This window comes from Modicisalibacter radicis (genome assembly GCF_900961225.1).
Classification (GTDB): domain Bacteria; phylum Pseudomonadota; class Gammaproteobacteria; order Pseudomonadales; family Halomonadaceae; genus Modicisalibacter.
Genome location: NZ_CAAHFN010000109.1, coordinates 127,955 through 144,215 on the forward strand (window position 1 = coordinate 127,955; position 16,261 = coordinate 144,215).

Consider the following 16,261-nt stretch of genomic DNA (forward strand, 5'->3'; position numbering starts at 1 on the left):
GGGGCCCTGGCCGCTGCCTATCTAGCGCGGCATCACCCGCACCTCGCCCAATGCCTCCAGCGGACAGGGCCGATCGATCAGGAACCCCTGGGCGTAATCCACCCCCAGCCGTTCGAGCTGGTTCATGATCGCCCGGCTCTCGACGAACTCGGCAATGGTCCGAAGACCGAGCGTGTGGCCGACGGTATTGATCGCCTCGACCATCGCCCGATCGATGGGGTCGTTGTCGATGTCGCGCACGAAGCGCCCGTCGATCTTGAGGAAATCCACCGGCAGCTGCTTGAGATAGCCGAACGACGACAGTCCGGCGCCGAAATCGTCGAGCGCGAACTTGCAGCCCAGCGCCTTGAGCCGCTGGATCAGTTCGGTGACCCGCGACAGCTGGGCGATCGCGGTGCTCTCGGTGATTTCGAAGCATAGCGTGCCCACGGGCAGCGCGGCGGCGGCGACCCGCTCGATGAGCTCCTCGCAGAAGCGCTCGTCGGACAGCGACGCGCCGGACAGATTGACCGACCACAGACCGCAACCCTCGCGACAATCGCGACTGTCGGAGAGCCACGCCAGGACGTTGCCAACCACCCAGCGATCGATTCGTGGCATCAGATTGTAGCGCTCGGCGGCGGGCATGAAGGTGCCCGGCTCGACCAGCCGGTCGCCCTCCTGAATGCGCACCAGGATCTCGTGATGGCGCGGCCCATCCGGCCGGCCGATGGCGACGATCGACTGAGCAAACAGCCGCAGGCGATCCGCGTCGAGCGCCGCCTGCAGGCGTGGAACCCACTGCAGCTCGCCGTGACGTTCCATCAGCACGCTGTCGTCCGTCTGGTAGACGTGCACGCGATTGCGTCCCGCTTCCTTGGCCGCGTAACACGCGGCATCAGCGGCACTCAGTACGTCGCTCAGGGGACGCGCCCCGGAGACCTCGACCAGGCCGATGCTCACGCCGATCGAGAACGACCGCCCCTGCCAGGCGAAACGGAAGTCGTCGATCGCCCCGCGCAGCCCCTCGGCGAGCGCCCGGGCCTTGGCCAGCGGACAGTCGTAGAAGATGATGCCGAACTCGTCGCCACCCAGCCGGGCAAGCAGGTCCGAGGTGCGCAGCCTGTCGCGCAACAGCGCGCCGACCTGACGCAGCAGCTCGTCGCCGGCCATGTGTCCGCAGGTATCATTGACCACCTTGAACTGGTCGAGATCGAGATAGCAGAGCACATGATGGCCGCTTGTTCGCTCGACCAGTTCACCCAGCGCCGCCTCGAAGCGACGCCGGTTGGCCATGCCGGTAAGTGCGTCGTGATTGGCCTGATGATTGAGCTTGCGCGACAGGTCGCGGGTCACCGAGACATCGTGGAAGACCACCACCGCGCCGATGATGTAACCGTTGCGGGCGCGAATCGGCGCCGCCGAGTCCTGTACCGGGCAGGGCTCGCCGGCGCGTGCCCTCAACAGATGCGAGGCCGAGGCGGCGATCGGCTTGCCGCCGCTGAGCACCCAGCGCGCGGGGTTGGCGACCGCCTCGCCGCTGACTTCGTCGATCAGCTGATAGATTCGCCCGATCGGCTGGCCGAGCGCCGCCTGCCGGTCCCAGCCAGTCAGCCGCTGGGCCTCGCGATTGAGGAAAGTGATCAGCCCACCCTCGTCGGTGGTGATCACCCCGTCGCCGATCGAGGCCAGCGTGACCTGAGCCAGATCGCGCTCGCGATGCAACTGTTCCTGGATACGCCGCCGTTCGGTGACGTCGCGCACCAGCGCCGCGCATTCCGCCTCGGAACCCGACGCACCCTCGCTGAACTGCAGCTCCAGGTAGCGGGCGCCCTGCCGGGGATCGTTGACGCGCAGCTCGCGGCGCTGACCGGGCTGCGGCGGGGCGCCGCCGATCAAGCGCTCGAGCGGCTGGCCGACGATCTGCTCGGCGCTCACCCCGAACAGCGTCTCGGCGCCTGGATTGAGGCTGGTCAGGGTGCCGTCGGCGCGCCAGGTCACCAGTCCGTCGCGCAGATTGCGCACCAGGACCTGGGTCCGCGCCATGGCCTTTTCCAGCGCCGCCGAGACGCGATTGTAGCTGGCGGCGATCTCGCCCACCTCGGTGAAGGGGTCGGCGGCGACGCGACCCTGCACGTTGCCTCTATGCTCGTGCTGGCGCATCGCCTCGAGCAGCTCGAAGAGTTCGCTGCGTGCGCCATGCTCGGCGACGTTGAGACCCAGCTTCTCGGCTTCGGGCGAGACCCGCAGCGCCATCGCCCGGCCGATCAGTGCCAGCAGCAACCAGGCGCTGCCGCCGCCCCACAGCGCGCAGACGACAATGCCCAGGCACTGCGCCTCGATCTGCTGCCAGCGGGTCAGGCCGGTGCCCAGCAACGCGAGATCCCCCATCAGGCCGACCGCCAGGGTTCCCCAGATTCCCGCCACCAGGTGCGCGGGAATGGCCCCCACGGCGTCGTCGATGCGCCAGCGAAGCAGGGCCTCGCTGCTGAGGACCATCAACACGCCGCTGACCGCGCCGATCGCCAGCGCCTGTTCGGCGGTCAGTGCATGCGCGCCGGCGGTAATCGCCACCAGCCCGGCGATGGCACCATTCATGGCATAGGTCACCTCGGCATAACGACGCAGCCGCCAGCCCACCAGCATGCCCGACAGCACGCCGCCGACTGCACCCATCACGGTATTCACCAGCACCCCCGGAACCCGGGCATCGAGCGCCAGGGTGCTGCCACCGTTGAAGCCGAACCAGCCGAGAAACAGCAGCAGCACGCCGAGCATCGCCAGCGGCAGGTTGCTGGCGGGGACCGGCGTGGCCGGCTGGCCGTCGGTGAAGCGACCCTGGCGCGGGCCAATGCGCAACACCGCCACCAGCGCCACCCAACCGCCCAGGCTGTGGACCACCGTAGATCCGGCGAAGTCGACGAAGCCGCGCGTCTCGAGCCAGCCGGGATGCTCGCCCAACGCGCTGGCCCAGGCCCAGTGGCCGAACAGCGGGTAGACGAACACGCCGACCAGCAGGGTAATCAGCAGGTAGGCGAGAAACGGCATGCGCTCGGCCACCGCACCGGAAACGATGGTGGTGGCGGTGGCGCAGAACATCGCCTCGAACAGGAAGAAGCAGGCCAGCCAGGCATCCTCGCCGACCGCCAGACGGGGCAGAAAGTGCGAGCCGCCGACCATGCCGGCGATGCTGTCGCCGAACATCAGGCCGAAGCCGAGCAGCCAGAAGGCCGCCACGGTGACGGTGAAATCGGCGAGGTTCTTCATCGCCACGTTGATGGCGTTCTTGCCGCGGGTGACCCCCGACTCGAGGCACAGGAAGCCGGCCTGCATGATGAATACCAGCATCGCCCCCCACAGCACCCACAGCATATCCAGTAGCGAGACATCCATCGGCATGCGCTCCTCACGCTCTGCGACGCACCTTCACTCCCTGAATGCGGCCATGGGGGCTCGGTCCCGACCAGACGGGAACCGAGCCGTGTCGAGCACCCCGACGGTGCATTCGTCGCTCGCGGGGCATCAAAGCGGTGCCCCGGGCCGTCTCCGTCCGGGGGTCGGCCCGCCTGCGCCGCGCCACGACGTCGATGACAGGGCTCCTACATTAGTGAAAGCAATATCGGTGCCAGCCGCCACTACTGGGGCGCCTCGCCCTCCTGGGCGCCTTCCTGGGAGCGGGATGTCTCGCCCGGGGCGGTCATGGTCCGGCTGGCATCCTCGGAGGCGCCGCGCCCGGGGCCGGCCCCGTCGAAGGGCGGATTCTCGAACGTCACGCTGAGCCGCGGCAGCGACAGGTCGATGCCGTCGCCGTCCATGCGTTGCTTGAGACGCAGGTTGAAGGCCCGCGCCACGTCCCACTGCATCAGCGGGCTGGTGCGCATGCGCACGCGCAGGATCGCCGCGCCCTGGTCGAAGCTCTCGATGCCCTGCAGCTCGAGCGCCGACCAGATGTGATGCCGCATCATCGGGTCCTGGCGCAGTTCGTCGGCGACCTCGCGGACCAGGGCGACGGCGTCGTCGATGGGCATGTTGTGGGGGACCCGGATGCGCAGCAGGGCGATGCCGAATTCACGGGCGAAGTTCTGGATGCCCTTGATCTGGCTGAACGGGATGATATGCACGATGCCATCGAGATCGCGCAGCCGCACGGTACGCAGGCTGAGTCCCTCGACCGTGCCCATGTGGCCGCCGACATCGACGAAATCGTCGATCGACAGCGAGTCCTCGATGAGGATGAACAGCCCGGTGATCAGGTCCTGGACCAGCGTCTGCGCGCCGAAGCCGATCGCCAGCCCGATCACCCCGGCACCGGCGAGCAGCGGTGTGACGTTGACGCCGAGATTGGCCAGCCCGACGATCGAGGCGATCACCAGGATGGTGAAGAACACCACATTGCGGACCATCGGCGTGATGGTCTGGGCACGGGTGCTGTTGATGCGCCGCCCGCGGGTGCCGGAGGCGCTGCGCAGCGCCCGCTGGATGGCGGTATCGGCGAAGATCCACACCAGCCACGCCAGCAGCACGGTCAAGCCGATGCGCAGCAGGGCCTGACCGATGCGCGCGCTGACCGCGCCTTCATCGCCGATCCCCAGCAACGAGAAGCCCCAGATACGCAACGACAGCTCGGCGAACAGCACCCAGCACAGGAATTGTCCCAATGTGTAGAGGAAGCGCTTGAGCCGACGCCGGTACTGGGAGGTGCGCCTGGCCGCGCCGACCCGTTCGGCATGCCGCCGCAACCCGCCACTGGCGACCAGCGTCAGGATCAGCAACGCGGCGCACAGAATCGCCCGGGTGAAGGCGCCGTCGGCCTCCCCCGCCGAGACGAAGATCGCCGCCAGCGAGGCGCCGATCAGCAACAGCGCGGGAATGTGCCAGTAATTGCCCAGCATGATCGCCAGGTCGCGTAGCGAGCTCTGATCGCGGCGCTCGGCGTAGGGACGATTGCGAATCAGGTGCTTGACCGGACGCCGCAGGCGTATCACCAGAACCCCGCTCATCACGCCGGCCAGCACGTTGGCGAGTACCGATAGCCAGCTGGCCAGGTCGCCGCCCAGCAGCGTCGCCAGCCGTTCGCTGTTGACCGCATCGCTGAAGGCGGCCAGCGCGCCGATGATGAACAGGCGGCGCGGCGCCTGCCGGCGCAGGAGGGCCACCGCCACCCGACGATGCCCCCGGGTGAATACCGAGATCACCGCATCGAAGACCGTCGACAGGAAACGTCCACAGAGCGTCACGTAGGCGATGACCAGCACCGTGGCGCGGGCTGGCGTGGGCGCCGATAGCCAGCGCAGGCTGGCCAGCATCACGACGAAGGCCGCCACCCAGGGCAGCACCTTGCGCAGAAAGTGGATGGCCAACAGCTTGACGCCCGGCTCCGGGGGCAGCGCCAGCGGCCAGTCGCGGCGGCGTGCCAGCAATCGACCGCCGCCCATCAACAGCGTCAGCAGACCGAACCACACCGCCAGCAGCACGGCCGCCTCGGCGAGCTGACGCGCCAGCTCGGCACGCCCCATCGACTCGACCAGCTGGGCGGTGTCGTCGGCAGCGCGCCGGGCGCGTTGCGCCCAGATATCCAGCGGTGAATGGCCGGCCTCGGCCTGCTCGCCGAGATCGGTGAACGACTCGGCCAGCGCCCCCAGCAGGCCCTGGGGCGCTTCGCTCTCCTCGCCCGCTTCGAGCGCCCCGGCGCTGGCTCGCAGGCGCTTCAACTGGGTCAACAGCTCACCGCGCTGCGCATCGTTCTCGAGGGTGGCGATCACGCTATCCAGCGACTCGCGCAGCTGACCGGGATCGGCCGAGGCCTGGGCCTGCTCGCCGCCGCCCCCGGTGAGCGCGCTCAACGACATGCCCTGGCCCGGCGATGCGCTCGAGAACGCCACGCAAAGGCCTATCAGCCCGGTTCCAAGTAGCCGCTTTAAAAGCCCCCTGAACGGCATTTCCTCTCCCCCTGTGAGATCCGCGATAGGCAAGCCTGACGCCTGACAACGACAAAGCCAAGACCCGCAGGCCTTGGCTTTGCTCACGGACCCGGGCCGGGTTCAGCGGCCGGGATTGTCGCTCGCGGGCTGCGTGGAGGCCCCCGTGGTGGACTTGCCACGCTTGCGGTCGAACCAGTCCTCGAAGCGCATCACCAGCATGTAGAACATCGGCACGAAGAAGATCGCGATCAACGTGGCACCGAGCATCCCGCCGATCACCGCGGTACCGATCGAGTGGCGACTGGCCGAGCTCGCCCCCGAGGCGATCGCCAGCGGAATGACGCCGACGATGAACGCGAACGAGGTCATGATGATCGGCCGGAAACGCAGCCGCGCCGCCTCCTTGGCCGATTCGACGATGCCCTTGCCCGCCTGGTGCTGCTCGACCGCGAACTCGACGATCAGGATCGAGTTCTTGGCCGCCAGGCCGATCAGCACCAGCAGGCCGACCTGGAAGTAGACGTCACCCGCCAGACCGCGCAGGTACATCGCCAATACCGCGCCGAGCATGGCGAACGGCACCGCGGTGATGACCACCAGCGGCAGCGACCAGCGCTCGTACTGGGCGGCGAGGATCAGCACCACCATCACGATGCCGAAGACGAACGCCAGGGTCGAGTTGCCCGCGGAACTTTGCTGCTGGAAGGCTTCGCCGGTCCAGCCCAGCTGGTAGCCGGCGCCGACCGCTTCGCCGACCACCTCCTGCATCGCCGCGATGGCCTGTCCGGAGCTGTAACCCTCGGCCGGCTGACCCTGGATCTTGGCCGCCGGGAACAGGTTGAAGCGCTGGATGATGCTCGGCGCCTGGCTGCGCTCCATCGATACCACGCTGGACAGCGGTACCATCTCGCCGCTGTCGGCACGCACGTAGACCTTGCTCAGGTCGTCCGGGGTGTCGCGGTACTCCCCCTCCGATTGCAGGTTGACCTGGAAGTTGCGACTGAACATCGTGAAGTCGTTGACGTACAGCGTACCGAAGGTGCTCTGCATGGTGGTGTAGACGTCATCCAGCGAGAGGCCCATGCTGCGCGCCTTGTCGCGGTCCACCGTGGCGCTGTAGGTCGGCACCTGGGTGTCCATGGTGGTACGTACCTGGGTCAGTTCCGGGCGCTGATTGGCGGCCTCGACCAGCGCCTGCGCCTTGGCCTCGATCTCCTGCGGCGAGGCACCCTCGGTGGATTGCAGGAAGCCTTCGAAACCGCCGGTGGTGGACATGCCCTGGATCGGCGGTGGATTGAAGGCGATCACCCGCCCCTCGGGATGCCGGGCGCCCATCTGGATCGTCCGACCGACCAGTTCCGGCGCGGTCGCCTCGCGTTCGGCCCAGTCCTCCAAGGTCACGAAGGCCACCCCGGCGTTGGGAAGCTGGGCACTGGCGAGGAGGTCGTACCCGGCGAAGGAGACCGCGCTCTTGACCCCGTCGAAGTCGAGAATGTCGTCGATGACCGCCTGGTTGAAGTCATCCGTGCGCTGCAGCGACGATGCCGCCGGCAACTGGGTGATCGCCAGATAGAAGCCCTGGTCCTCGGACGGCACCAGCCCGCTGGGCAGCCGCGTGAACAGAAACGCGGCGATGCCGCAGAAGCCCAGGAACAGCACCACCCCGAGCAGCGCGCGCTTGATCATGAAGCTCACTCCGCTGAGATAGCCGCGGGTGGCGCGTGCGAATACCCGGTTGAACCAGCGGAACGGCGCCGCCGGCTGCTTGTCGTGGGGCTTGAGGAACAGCGCGCACATCGCCGGCGACAGGGTCAGGGCGACGACCGCCGAGATCAGCACCGAGATGGCGATGGTGATCGCGAACTGACTGTAAAGCTGTCCCGATATGCCGCCCAGGAAGGCGACCGGTATGAACACCGCCGCCATTACCAGGGTGACCGCGACGATCGGCCCGGATATTTCGGTCATCGCCTTGAGCGCGGCCTCCTTGGCGGAGACATCCTCCTCCTCCATGATCCGCTCGACGTTCTCGATGACGATGATGGCGTCGTCGACGACGATCCCGATCGCCAGGATCATCCCGAACAGCGTCAGCAGGTTGATCGAGTACCCCAGCAGATACATGCCCGCGAAGGTGCCGACGATCGAGATCGGCACGGCAATGATCGGCACGATCGCCGCGCGCCATTTCTGCAGGAACACGAAGACCACGAACACCACCAGCGCCAGCGCCTCGATGAAGGTGTGCACGACCTCCTCGATCGACAAGCGCACGAACTCGGTGGTGTCGTAGGGAATCGAGTACTCCATGCCTTCGGGAAAGTTCGCCGAGAGTTTTTCCAGGGTCTCGTTGACCGCCGTGGCGGTTTCCAGCGCGTTGGCCCCGGGTTGCAGGAAGATCCCGATCGGCACGGTGGGCTGGTTGTTCAGCCGGCCGACGAACGAGTAGTCCTGGGCCCCCAGCTCGATCCGCGCGACGTCACTCAGCTTGAGCGAACCGCCGCTCTCGTCGGTGCGCAGCAGGATGTTGCGGAACTGCTCGACGTTGGTGAAACGCCCTTCGGTGGTGATGGTGAACGTGTACGGGCGCGGATCCTTCATCGGCTCGGCGGCCAGCTTGCCGGCCGGGAACTGGGTGTTCTGCTGACTGACGGCATCGGCCACCTCGCTGGCGGTGATGTCGTAATCGGCCATCTTGGCCGGGTCGAGCCATACCCGGATCGAGTAGTCCTTGGCGCCGAACAGCTGCGCGTTGCCCACGCCCTGGGTGCGCTTGAGCGCGTCGATGATGTTGACCAGCGCGTAGTTGCTGAGGAAAACCGGATCGTACTCGCCGTTGGTCGACGACAGCGTCGCCACCTGGAGAATGCTCGACGAGCGTTTCTGGACCTGCACGCCCTGCTGCTGAACGACGCTGGGCAGTTGCGCCATGGCCTGCTGAACGCGGTTGTTGACGTCGATGGTCGCCTGGTCGGGGTCGGTGCCGATGGCAAAGGTCACCGACAGCGACAACGCCCCGCTATCGGCACTCGTCGAGTTGATGTAGAGCAGATTGTCGACGCCGTTGATCGCCTGTTCCAGCGGTGCCGCCACGGTCTCCGAAATGGTCTGGGCGCTGGCCCCCGGGTAGCTGGCGCTGACCTGGACCTCGGGTGGCACCAGTTGCGGATACTGCTCGACGGGAAGCACGCGCAAGGCCATGACCCCGGCGATCACGATGATGATCGACAGCACCGTGGCGAACACCGGTCGCCGGATGAAGAAACTCGAGAAATTCATCAGCCGTTGGCCCCTTGCGCGTCGTCATCGCTGTCGTCGCCCTGCTGCGCATCGCCCGACGAGCCGTTCGCTTGCGGCGAGCCAGATGCCTGGCCTTGCTGCCGGGCGTTGCCTTGTTCCCCGTCGCTCTCCGGCGAGGGGGTCTTCTCCGCCTCGCCGTCGAAGGGCCGTGCCTCGATCGCCCGGCCCGGCTGGGCGCTGGGCACGTTGCTGACGACCACCCGCTGCCCGGCCTCGAGACCGCTCTGGATGGCGATCCAGGGGCCGGAGCGTTCGCCCAGCTCGACCGTCACCGGCTTGGCCTTGCCGTCGGCGTCGACGATGTAGACCTGGGGCCCTTCGCGGCCCTCGGTGACGGCGATCTCGGGCACCGCCAACAGACCGGGCAGGACCAGGCCGTCCAGCGTCACCCGCACGAACTGGCCGGGCAGGAACAGCGCCTGCGGGTTGTCGAAGGTCGCCTGGACCTGAACCGTGCCGGTGTTCTGGTCGACCAGCGAACCGAGGAAGCTCAATTCGCCGGTCAGTCGGTCGCCGCCCTGGCCGCTACGCGCCGAGGCCACCGGGGTGATCGGGCGTTTCTCGTCGCTCGCACGGCGCTGCTGGCGAATCGCCATGGCGTCTTCGGGCGGCAGCGAGAAGCGCGCCTGCAGCGTCTTCAAGGGCGTTATGGTGGCGAGCAGCTGGGGCGCCTGAACCAGATTGCCGACATTGACCTCGCTCAAGCTGATCTGGCCCGCGACCGGCGCCTCGATGGTGCTGTAATCGAGATCCAGCTGGGCATCGTTCAACGCCGCCTGGGCCTGGGCGACCGAGGCCCGGGCGGCGAGCAGGTCGGCACGCGCCTCGTCGCGCTGCTGCTGGCTGACCGAGTTCTGCTGGTAAAGGCGCTGGTAGCGCTCCCAGTTGCGCTGGGCCCGGTACAGCTCGGCCTCGGCGCTCTCGAGGTCGGCCTGACTCTGACCGACCGCCGCCTGGTAACGATCCGGCTCGATGACGAACAGCGGATCGCCCTTTTCGACCTGGGCGCCTTCGTCGAACTGTCGCTGCTGCAGCACACCGGTGACCCGCGCCATTACCTCGACCTGCTGCTCGCTGCGCAACAGCGCCGAATACTGCTTGTCGACCGGCAGGTCGCGCGGTTCGAGTTCCAGCACCTGAGCCTCGAGCGGCGGCTGTTGCTGCTGCCCGCCCCCCGACGGTTGCGAGGACTCCTCGCCACAGCCGGCCAGGCCCAGCGCCAGAACCGTCAGCCACACCCAGCCCGAACGGCCTGCGCTCACCGATGTACGCATCGCATTATCCCTTAGTCGTGTAGCAGTTGGCCGGAAGCCTACAACCATACACCAATGAATGTAAATACACGTTCGTTGCGTTAAGATGACTTCAAAAAAGCTTCCCCATTTCGCACCCAGAGAATCCACGCGCCATGGTCAGACGCACCAAAGCCGAAGCCGAAGCCACGCGCGAAGCGCTGCTCGACGCCGCCGAGTCGCTGTTTCACGACAAGGGCGTCGCGCGCACCTCGCTCGAGCAGATCGCCCGTCACGCCGGCATGACCCGCGGCGCGGTGTACTGGCATTTCAAGAACAAGGCGGACCTTTTCCACGCCCTGCTCGAACGTGTGCGGCTGCCCTTCGAGGAACTCGCCGAGGATATCGAGGCCGCGCATGGCAACACCTCGCCACTGGAGTGCATCCGCCTGGCCTGCCACGAAAGTTTCCAGCGCCTCGAGCAGCCCAGCTACCAGCGCATCCATTCGATTCTCATCCATCGCTGCGAATTCTTCAGCGACATCGACCCGCTGGAGATGCAGCGCCGCCTGAGCCGCGAATGCTTCGACGCGATGCTCGAAAAGTTCCAGCAGGCCGCACAGGGGGACCAGCTGAAAGCGACGATCTCGCCGAAGATGGCCACCGAACTGCTGCAGTGCTGCCTCGGCGGACTGTTCCACGACTGGCTGCGCGACCCCCGGGCGCACTCGCTGCGCGAACGCGGCGAGCCGATCGTCGACACCCTGTTCGGGTTGCTGCGCAACGACAGCGGTTAGCCAGGCAAACCTGGCTGCTGCATCGCAGCATAGACGCTACACTGAGCGCATCGCCAAGGCCGAGGTCGCCCTTTCCATGGATGCACTCGAACTGATCCGCCACCGCGCGCTGGAGATCGCCGTGCGCGTCTGGCATCCCGACGCCGACAAGACGCTCGTCGCCTGGCACGGGTTGTCCCGCCACGGCGGCGACTTTCACGAACTGGCCCGGCGGCTCGGCCCCGAGTGGCGGGTGATCGCCCCGGACACTCCCGGGCGCGGACTGTCCAGCTGGTCGCTGTTTCCGGCCCACGATTATCTGTACAGCCACTACCAGGAAGTCGCGCTGGCCGTGCTCGACCATTTCGGACTCGAGCGCGTGGCCTGGCTGGGCACCTCGATGGGTGGGCTGCTGGGGTTGCTGCTGAGCGCAACGGAACAGGGCCACGGGCGTATCGAACGCCTGATCGTCAACGACGTGGGCCCGGAGATCGACGCCGACAGCCTGGCTCAGCTGGCCAGCTATTTCGCCGTGCCGCATCGCTTCGCCACCTTCGGCGCGCTGATCGAGGAGCTGCAGCGGCATTACGCGGAATTCGGCATCCAGGGCGATGCCGCCTGGCGGCGCCTGGCGTTGGAAAGCTCACGACGGCTGATCGATGGCAGCTGGGGGTTTCATTTCGACCCGCGTATCGCCGAGCAATTCATTCATGACAAACCGCTCGACCTGTGGCCGACCTGGGCCGCCATCGACCGCCCGGTCATGGCGATCCGCGGCGCGCGCTCGACGATCCTCTCGGCGGCGACCCTGGCCCGCATGCACGACGCGCAACCCGGCCTGCGCGTGCTCGAGGTCCCCGACTGCGGCCATGCGCCGATGCTCAACCAGCCCGCCCAGGTCGAGCCGATCCGCGATTTTCTCGACGCTCCGGCAGACCGGCCAGCGAACGGCCTGCTGGCCCGGCTGCGGCAGAGCCTGCGGCGCTGGCGCCGAGGCGCCTAGCCGGGGCAGCGCTCAGGCGAGTTCGGCGATGCCGCGCGTCACCGCGCTGCGATAACCGCCACCGAACAGCAGCAGATGGTTGAGCAGCGGGTAGAGCTGGAACAGCGTCCGGCGGCGTGGCCAGTCGCCTGGCTCGCCGGCGTCCCAGTAGGCCTCGAAGAAGGCGCCGCCCGGCGCGCCGAACAGCGTCAGCATCGCCAGGTCGACCTCGGGATAATGGTAATAGACGGCGGGATCGATGATCGCCGGGCCGCGTCCGGTATGCAGCACGTTACCCGACCACAGGTCGCCATGCACCAGGCTCGGCGGCGCGTCGGGCAGCCACTCCTCCAGGCGCCGGGCGACGCTGCCCAGCGCATCCAGGCTGGCGGCATCGAGCAGGCCGCGCTCGGCGCAGGCCTCCCCCAGCGGCAGCAGACGCTGCTCGCGCTGAAAGACCCGACCGTCGGCGCACGGCGTGTTGCGTTGCGGCGTGGGGCCGCAGCGGTTGTCGCTCGACCAGCCATGGTACGCGCCGGTCACCCCGTGCAGCTCGCGCAGCCCCTCGCCCAGTTGCGCTTCGCTCCGGCGACCGCGCGGCGCGCTGTCCAGCGCCTCCATGATCAGCAGGTCGTCGTCGAGCGCGACCACCTCGGGGACGATCAGCGAACTGCCGGCCCGGCGCAGGGCGCGCAGGCCATCGGCCTCCGCCGCCAGCGTCTCGGCGGCATCCCGCTTGACCACCAGCGCGCCGTGGGCGGTGGTCAGCCGCCAGACCTCGGCGATGTCACCCCCCGCCAGCGGCTCGGGGTCGCCGCGCGGGACGATGTCGAGCGCCTCGAGGCGCCCCAGCCAATCCGGACGTGTCATGGCTCCTCCTGAGGGTCGTGGATGTCAGCTTGCTTCCGGCTCGCTGCGGGCGGCGCCTGGCGCCTCGTCGCGCGGCGGCCGGCCGCTCAGCTCCTTCTGGAACAGCGAGCTCAGCTCCGCCATCGCCGCCCGCTCGTTGGCGACCAGCGACTCCTCGTCGTGGCGGATCTCGTAGGAGTCCTTGAGCAGCTTGATATCGAAATCGCGGAAGGTGCGCACCGCGTCCATGGCGTTGGAACTGGGATAGCCCACGCCCTTGAGCACTTCGAGGCTCATCTCCATGCTCGCCGCGAAGGTCTCGCGGACCACCGCCTCGACGCCGATTTCCATCAACTGCCAGGCATGATGGCGGTTGCGCGCCCGGGCGAAGATCTTGAGTTGCGGAAAATGGTGACGCGCCATACGGGCGATCCGCGTGGTGGTCTCGGCGTCGTCGACGGCGATCACCAGCACCCGGGCCTGCTCGGCGCCGGCGGCGCGCAACAGGTCCTGGCGCGAGGCATCGGCGTAATAGATCTGCGAGCCGAAGCGGCGAATGAATTCGACCTGGCGAATGTTCGGATCGAGCGCGGTGAAGCTGATGCCCTGGGTCTTGAGCACGCGGGCGACCATCTGGCCGAAACGCCCCAACCCGGCGATCAACACCGGCGGCGTGCGGTCGCCGAAATCGCCATCGAACGGACGACTCTCCTTGAAGCGGTTGCCGAGGCGCTCGCCGGCCTGGTAGAGGAATGGCGTCAGCGCCATGGTCAGTGTCACCGCGGCGATGCACAGGCTGGCAATACGCGCCTCGAACACCCCGGCGCTGACCGCCGCCGTCAGCAGCACGAAATCGAACTCGCCGCCCTGGGCGATGACCGTCGCCAGACGCGGTATCTCGGGTTTGGGCAGTCGCGCCGCCAGCCCCACCAGCGCGATAACGACCAGCTTGGCGGCGAGCAGGCCCAGGGTGATGCCGAGTACCCATAACAGATTGTCGAAGACCAGCGCCAGATCCACCGACATGCCCACGGCGATGAAGAACAGCCCCAGCAGCAAGCCCTTGAACGGCTCGATGTTGGCTTCCAGCTCGTGACGGTAGACGGTATCGGCCAGCAGCACGCCGCCCAGGAAGGCCCCCAGCGCCATCGACAGGCCGGCCCACTCCATGACCAGCGCCATACCCAGCACCATGAACAGTGCCGCGGCGGTGAACACCTCATGGACCTCGCTGCGGGCGACGAAGGCCAGCACCCGCGGGAACACCAGCCGACCGAAGCCGATCGCCGCCACCACCATGCCGACCCCACGCAGCACCTCGAACCAGGTATCGCCCGAAGCGGCACTGATCTCGTTGGCGAACAACGGCAACAGCGCCAGCAGCGGAATCACCGCCAGGTCCTGGAACAGCAGAATGGCGAACGCCGCCTGGCCGTGCGGGCTGGCCAGCTGATGACGCTCGTTGAGCACCTGCAGGGCGAAGGCGGTCGACGACAGCGCCAGGATCAGGCCGAGCAGAATCGACACCTCGAGGGTCAGCCCCAGCACCAGCCCGAGCGGTGTCAGCAGCGCCGCGCAGCCTGCCAACTGCAGGCTGCCCAGTCCCAGCAGGCGCTTGCGCAGGGTCCACAGCCGCGCCGGCTCGAGTTCCAGGCCGATCACGAACAACAGCATCACCACCCCGAACTCGGCGAAGTGCAGCACCGTTTCCGGCTCGGCGATGAACCCGCTGACCGATGGGCCGAGCACCAGCCCGGCGGCCAGATAACCGAGAATCGAGCCCAGCCCCAGGCGCTGGAACAGCGGTACCGCGATGATCGCCGCGCCCAGCAGCACGGCGGCTTCGAACAGAAAATCCATTGTGATCGTTCCTCGAGATCCTCGCATGCATGCTACAGCGAGCGGCTCCCCGTCAGCCAGGGCGTGGGTGCTGCGGACTCAATCGCGGCGAAACGGCAGGCGGGCCTCGGCGTCGCGATGGTAGGCCGCGACATGCTCGCGCTCCTCGGCGCAGAAGCGGGCCACGGCATGGCGAAAGCCGGGATGGGCGATGTGGTGCAGCGAACGCAGCCGGCGCGGCGCGAACCCGCGACTGAGCTTGTGCTCGCCCTGGGTGCCGGGGTCGAAGCGCGTCAGGCCGTTGGCCAGACAGTGCTCGATGCCCTGGTAGTAGCAGGTTTCGAAATGCAGGCAGTCGGCCTCGACCTCGCTGCCCCAGTAGCGCCCGTAGAGAGTATCGCTGCCCTGCAGGCACAGCGCGGCGGCCAGCGGCCGTTCGCCGTGGCGCGCCTGCACCAGCACCAGTGCATCGGCCATCGTCTCGCGCAGGCGGCGAAAGAAATCCAGCGTCAGGTAGGGCTGCTGGCCGCGCTCGAAATAGGTCATCTGATAACAGCGGTAGAAATGTTCCAGCGCGGCCGCATCGATTGCCGGGCCGGTCAGGCGTCGCAGGGTCAGGCCCTGTTCGGCGACCCGTCGGCGTTCGCGACGAACTTCCTTGCGGCGCTTGGCGTTCATCGCGGCGAGAAAGCCCTCGAAGTCGCCGAAACCGCGGTCCCGCCACTGGAACTGGACCGCCTGACGTTCGAGCAGCTCGGGTCTGATCGCCAGCCAGTCGTCGACCTCGTCGTCCTCGGCGAACAGCAGGTGCCAGCTGGACAAGGCGTCGTCGCAACACGCCCCGGCCAGGGCCGCGATCACCGTCCGTCGCTGCCGGCGCTCGACGATGTCCTGCGCCAGCAACAGTCGCGGGCCAGGCACCGGGGTGAAGGGGACCGCCGTCAGTCCCTTGGGGTAGTAATCGCCACCGGCACGCTCCCAGGCGTTCGCCCAGGCCCAGTCGAAGACGTATTCGCCGAAGGAGTGGTCCTTGCGATAGCGCGGCAGTGCGGCGGCGAGTTCGCCCCCGACACGCACCAGCAGGTGCTGCGGCGTCCAGCCGCTCGCCGGGCACACCGCTCCGCTGGCCTCGAGGGCATGAAGGAACTCATGACGCAGGAAGGGCTGGTCGGCCGGCACCAGGGCGTTCCAGTCGGCGGCCGGCACCTGCTCCATGGCATCGATCGTCTCGATCTCGCAATGCATCGTTCCCTCCCTGTGGTCGTCCTGCGCGGCTAACGCGTGCGCGTTGCATGCCCATCGTTCGCCCGGTAGTGATAGGGTATCGCCATCGACGATACGCGCGAAGTCACGACGCCGCGCGAGCGAAGCCTTGAGAGAACG

At 67.6% G+C, this 16,261-nt stretch carries 9 protein-coding genes; 2 read left to right on the top strand and 7 right to left on the bottom strand.

Going from position 1 to position 16,261, the window contains the following annotated elements; all coding sequences use genetic code 11:
* Positions 1-21: 21 nt before the first annotated feature.
* The 4 genes from amt to HR9077_RS18820 all read right to left on the bottom strand — a co-directional run bounded on the left by amt (position 22) and on the right by HR9077_RS18820 (position 10,474).
* Complete coding sequence (gene amt, locus HR9077_RS18805) at positions 22-3,372, bottom strand: ammonium transporter (RefSeq protein WP_136068834.1); 3,351 nt, start codon at positions 3,370-3,372, stop codon at positions 22-24.
* A 242-nt stretch (positions 3,373-3,614) separates the two neighbouring features.
* Positions 3,615-5,861, bottom strand: a complete 2,247-nt coding sequence (locus HR9077_RS18810) for a mechanosensitive ion channel family protein (RefSeq protein WP_244613364.1) — start codon at positions 5,859-5,861, stop codon at positions 3,615-3,617.
* Positions 5,862-6,020: 159 nt separating this feature from the next.
* On the bottom strand, positions 6,021-9,179 hold the full coding sequence (locus HR9077_RS18815) for an efflux RND transporter permease subunit (RefSeq protein ID WP_136068836.1): 3,159 nt from the start codon (positions 9,177-9,179) through the stop codon (positions 6,021-6,023).
* Entirely contained in the window at positions 9,179-10,474 is a 1,296-nt protein-coding gene (locus HR9077_RS18820) for an efflux RND transporter periplasmic adaptor subunit (RefSeq protein WP_136068837.1), read from the bottom strand. The genes HR9077_RS18815 and HR9077_RS18820 overlap by 1 nt, the downstream gene beginning before the upstream one ends.
* A 134-nt stretch (positions 10,475-10,608) precedes the next feature.
* Here HR9077_RS18820 and HR9077_RS18825 point away from each other — a divergent pair, with 134 nt between their 5' ends.
* A complete protein-coding gene (locus HR9077_RS18825) occupies positions 10,609-11,229 on the top strand; it encodes a TetR family transcriptional regulator (protein WP_136068838.1) in 621 nt (206 codons plus the stop codon).
* Between the two features lie 76 nt (positions 11,230-11,305).
* The gene (locus HR9077_RS18830; RefSeq protein WP_136068839.1) at positions 11,306-12,211 is read left to right on the top strand and encodes an alpha/beta fold hydrolase; all 906 of its coding nucleotides are present in this window, start codon (positions 11,306-11,308) and stop codon (positions 12,209-12,211) included.
* 12 nt (positions 12,212-12,223) lie between these two features.
* On the opposite strand, the gene HR9077_RS18835 is transcribed toward HR9077_RS18830, so the two are convergent.
* The 3 genes from HR9077_RS18835 to HR9077_RS18845 form a co-directional block, all read right to left on the bottom strand.
* Positions 12,224-13,060 (bottom strand): fructosamine kinase family protein, encoded by an 837-nt coding sequence (locus tag HR9077_RS18835; protein ID WP_136068840.1) that lies wholly within the window; start codon positions 13,058-13,060, stop codon positions 12,224-12,226.
* A gap of 24 nt (positions 13,061-13,084) precedes the next feature.
* Positions 13,085-14,899 carry a monovalent cation:proton antiporter-2 (CPA2) family protein gene (locus HR9077_RS18840; protein WP_136068841.1) on the bottom strand — a complete coding sequence of 605 codons (1,815 nt, stop codon included), beginning with the start codon at positions 14,897-14,899 and terminating at the stop codon, positions 13,085-13,087.
* 78 nt (positions 14,900-14,977) lie between these two features.
* A complete protein-coding gene (locus HR9077_RS18845) occupies positions 14,978-16,123 on the bottom strand; it encodes a GNAT family N-acetyltransferase (RefSeq protein ID WP_136068842.1) in 1,146 nt (381 codons plus the stop codon).
* Positions 16,124-16,261 lie beyond the last annotated feature (138 nt).

Excerpts from the sequence above, each read along its gene's own strand:
- HR9077_RS18815 (WP_136068836.1), bottom strand. The coding sequence starts at position 9,179 with ATGAATTTCTCGAGTTTCTTCATCCGGCGACCGGTGTTCGCCACGGTG.
- HR9077_RS18840 (WP_136068841.1), bottom strand. The coding sequence starts at position 14,899 with ATGGATTTTCTGTTCGAAGCCGCCGTGCTGCTGGGCGCGGCGATCATC.
- amt (WP_136068834.1), bottom strand. The coding sequence starts at position 3,372 with ATGGATGTCTCGCTACTGGATATGCTGTGGGTGCTGTGGGGGGCGATG.
- HR9077_RS18830 (WP_136068839.1), top strand. The coding sequence starts at position 11,306 with ATGGATGCACTCGAACTGATCCGCCACCGCGCGCTGGAGATCGCCGTG.
- HR9077_RS18820 (WP_136068837.1), bottom strand. The coding sequence starts at position 10,474 with ATGCGTACATCGGTGAGCGCAGGCCGTTCGGGCTGGGTGTGGCTGACG.
- HR9077_RS18825 (WP_136068838.1), top strand. The coding sequence starts at position 10,609 with ATGGTCAGACGCACCAAAGCCGAAGCCGAAGCCACGCGCGAAGCGCTG.
- HR9077_RS18845 (WP_136068842.1), bottom strand. The coding sequence starts at position 16,123 with ATGCATTGCGAGATCGAGACGATCGATGCCATGGAGCAGGTGCCGGCC.
- HR9077_RS18835 (WP_136068840.1), bottom strand. The coding sequence starts at position 13,060 with ATGACACGTCCGGATTGGCTGGGGCGCCTCGAGGCGCTCGACATCGTC.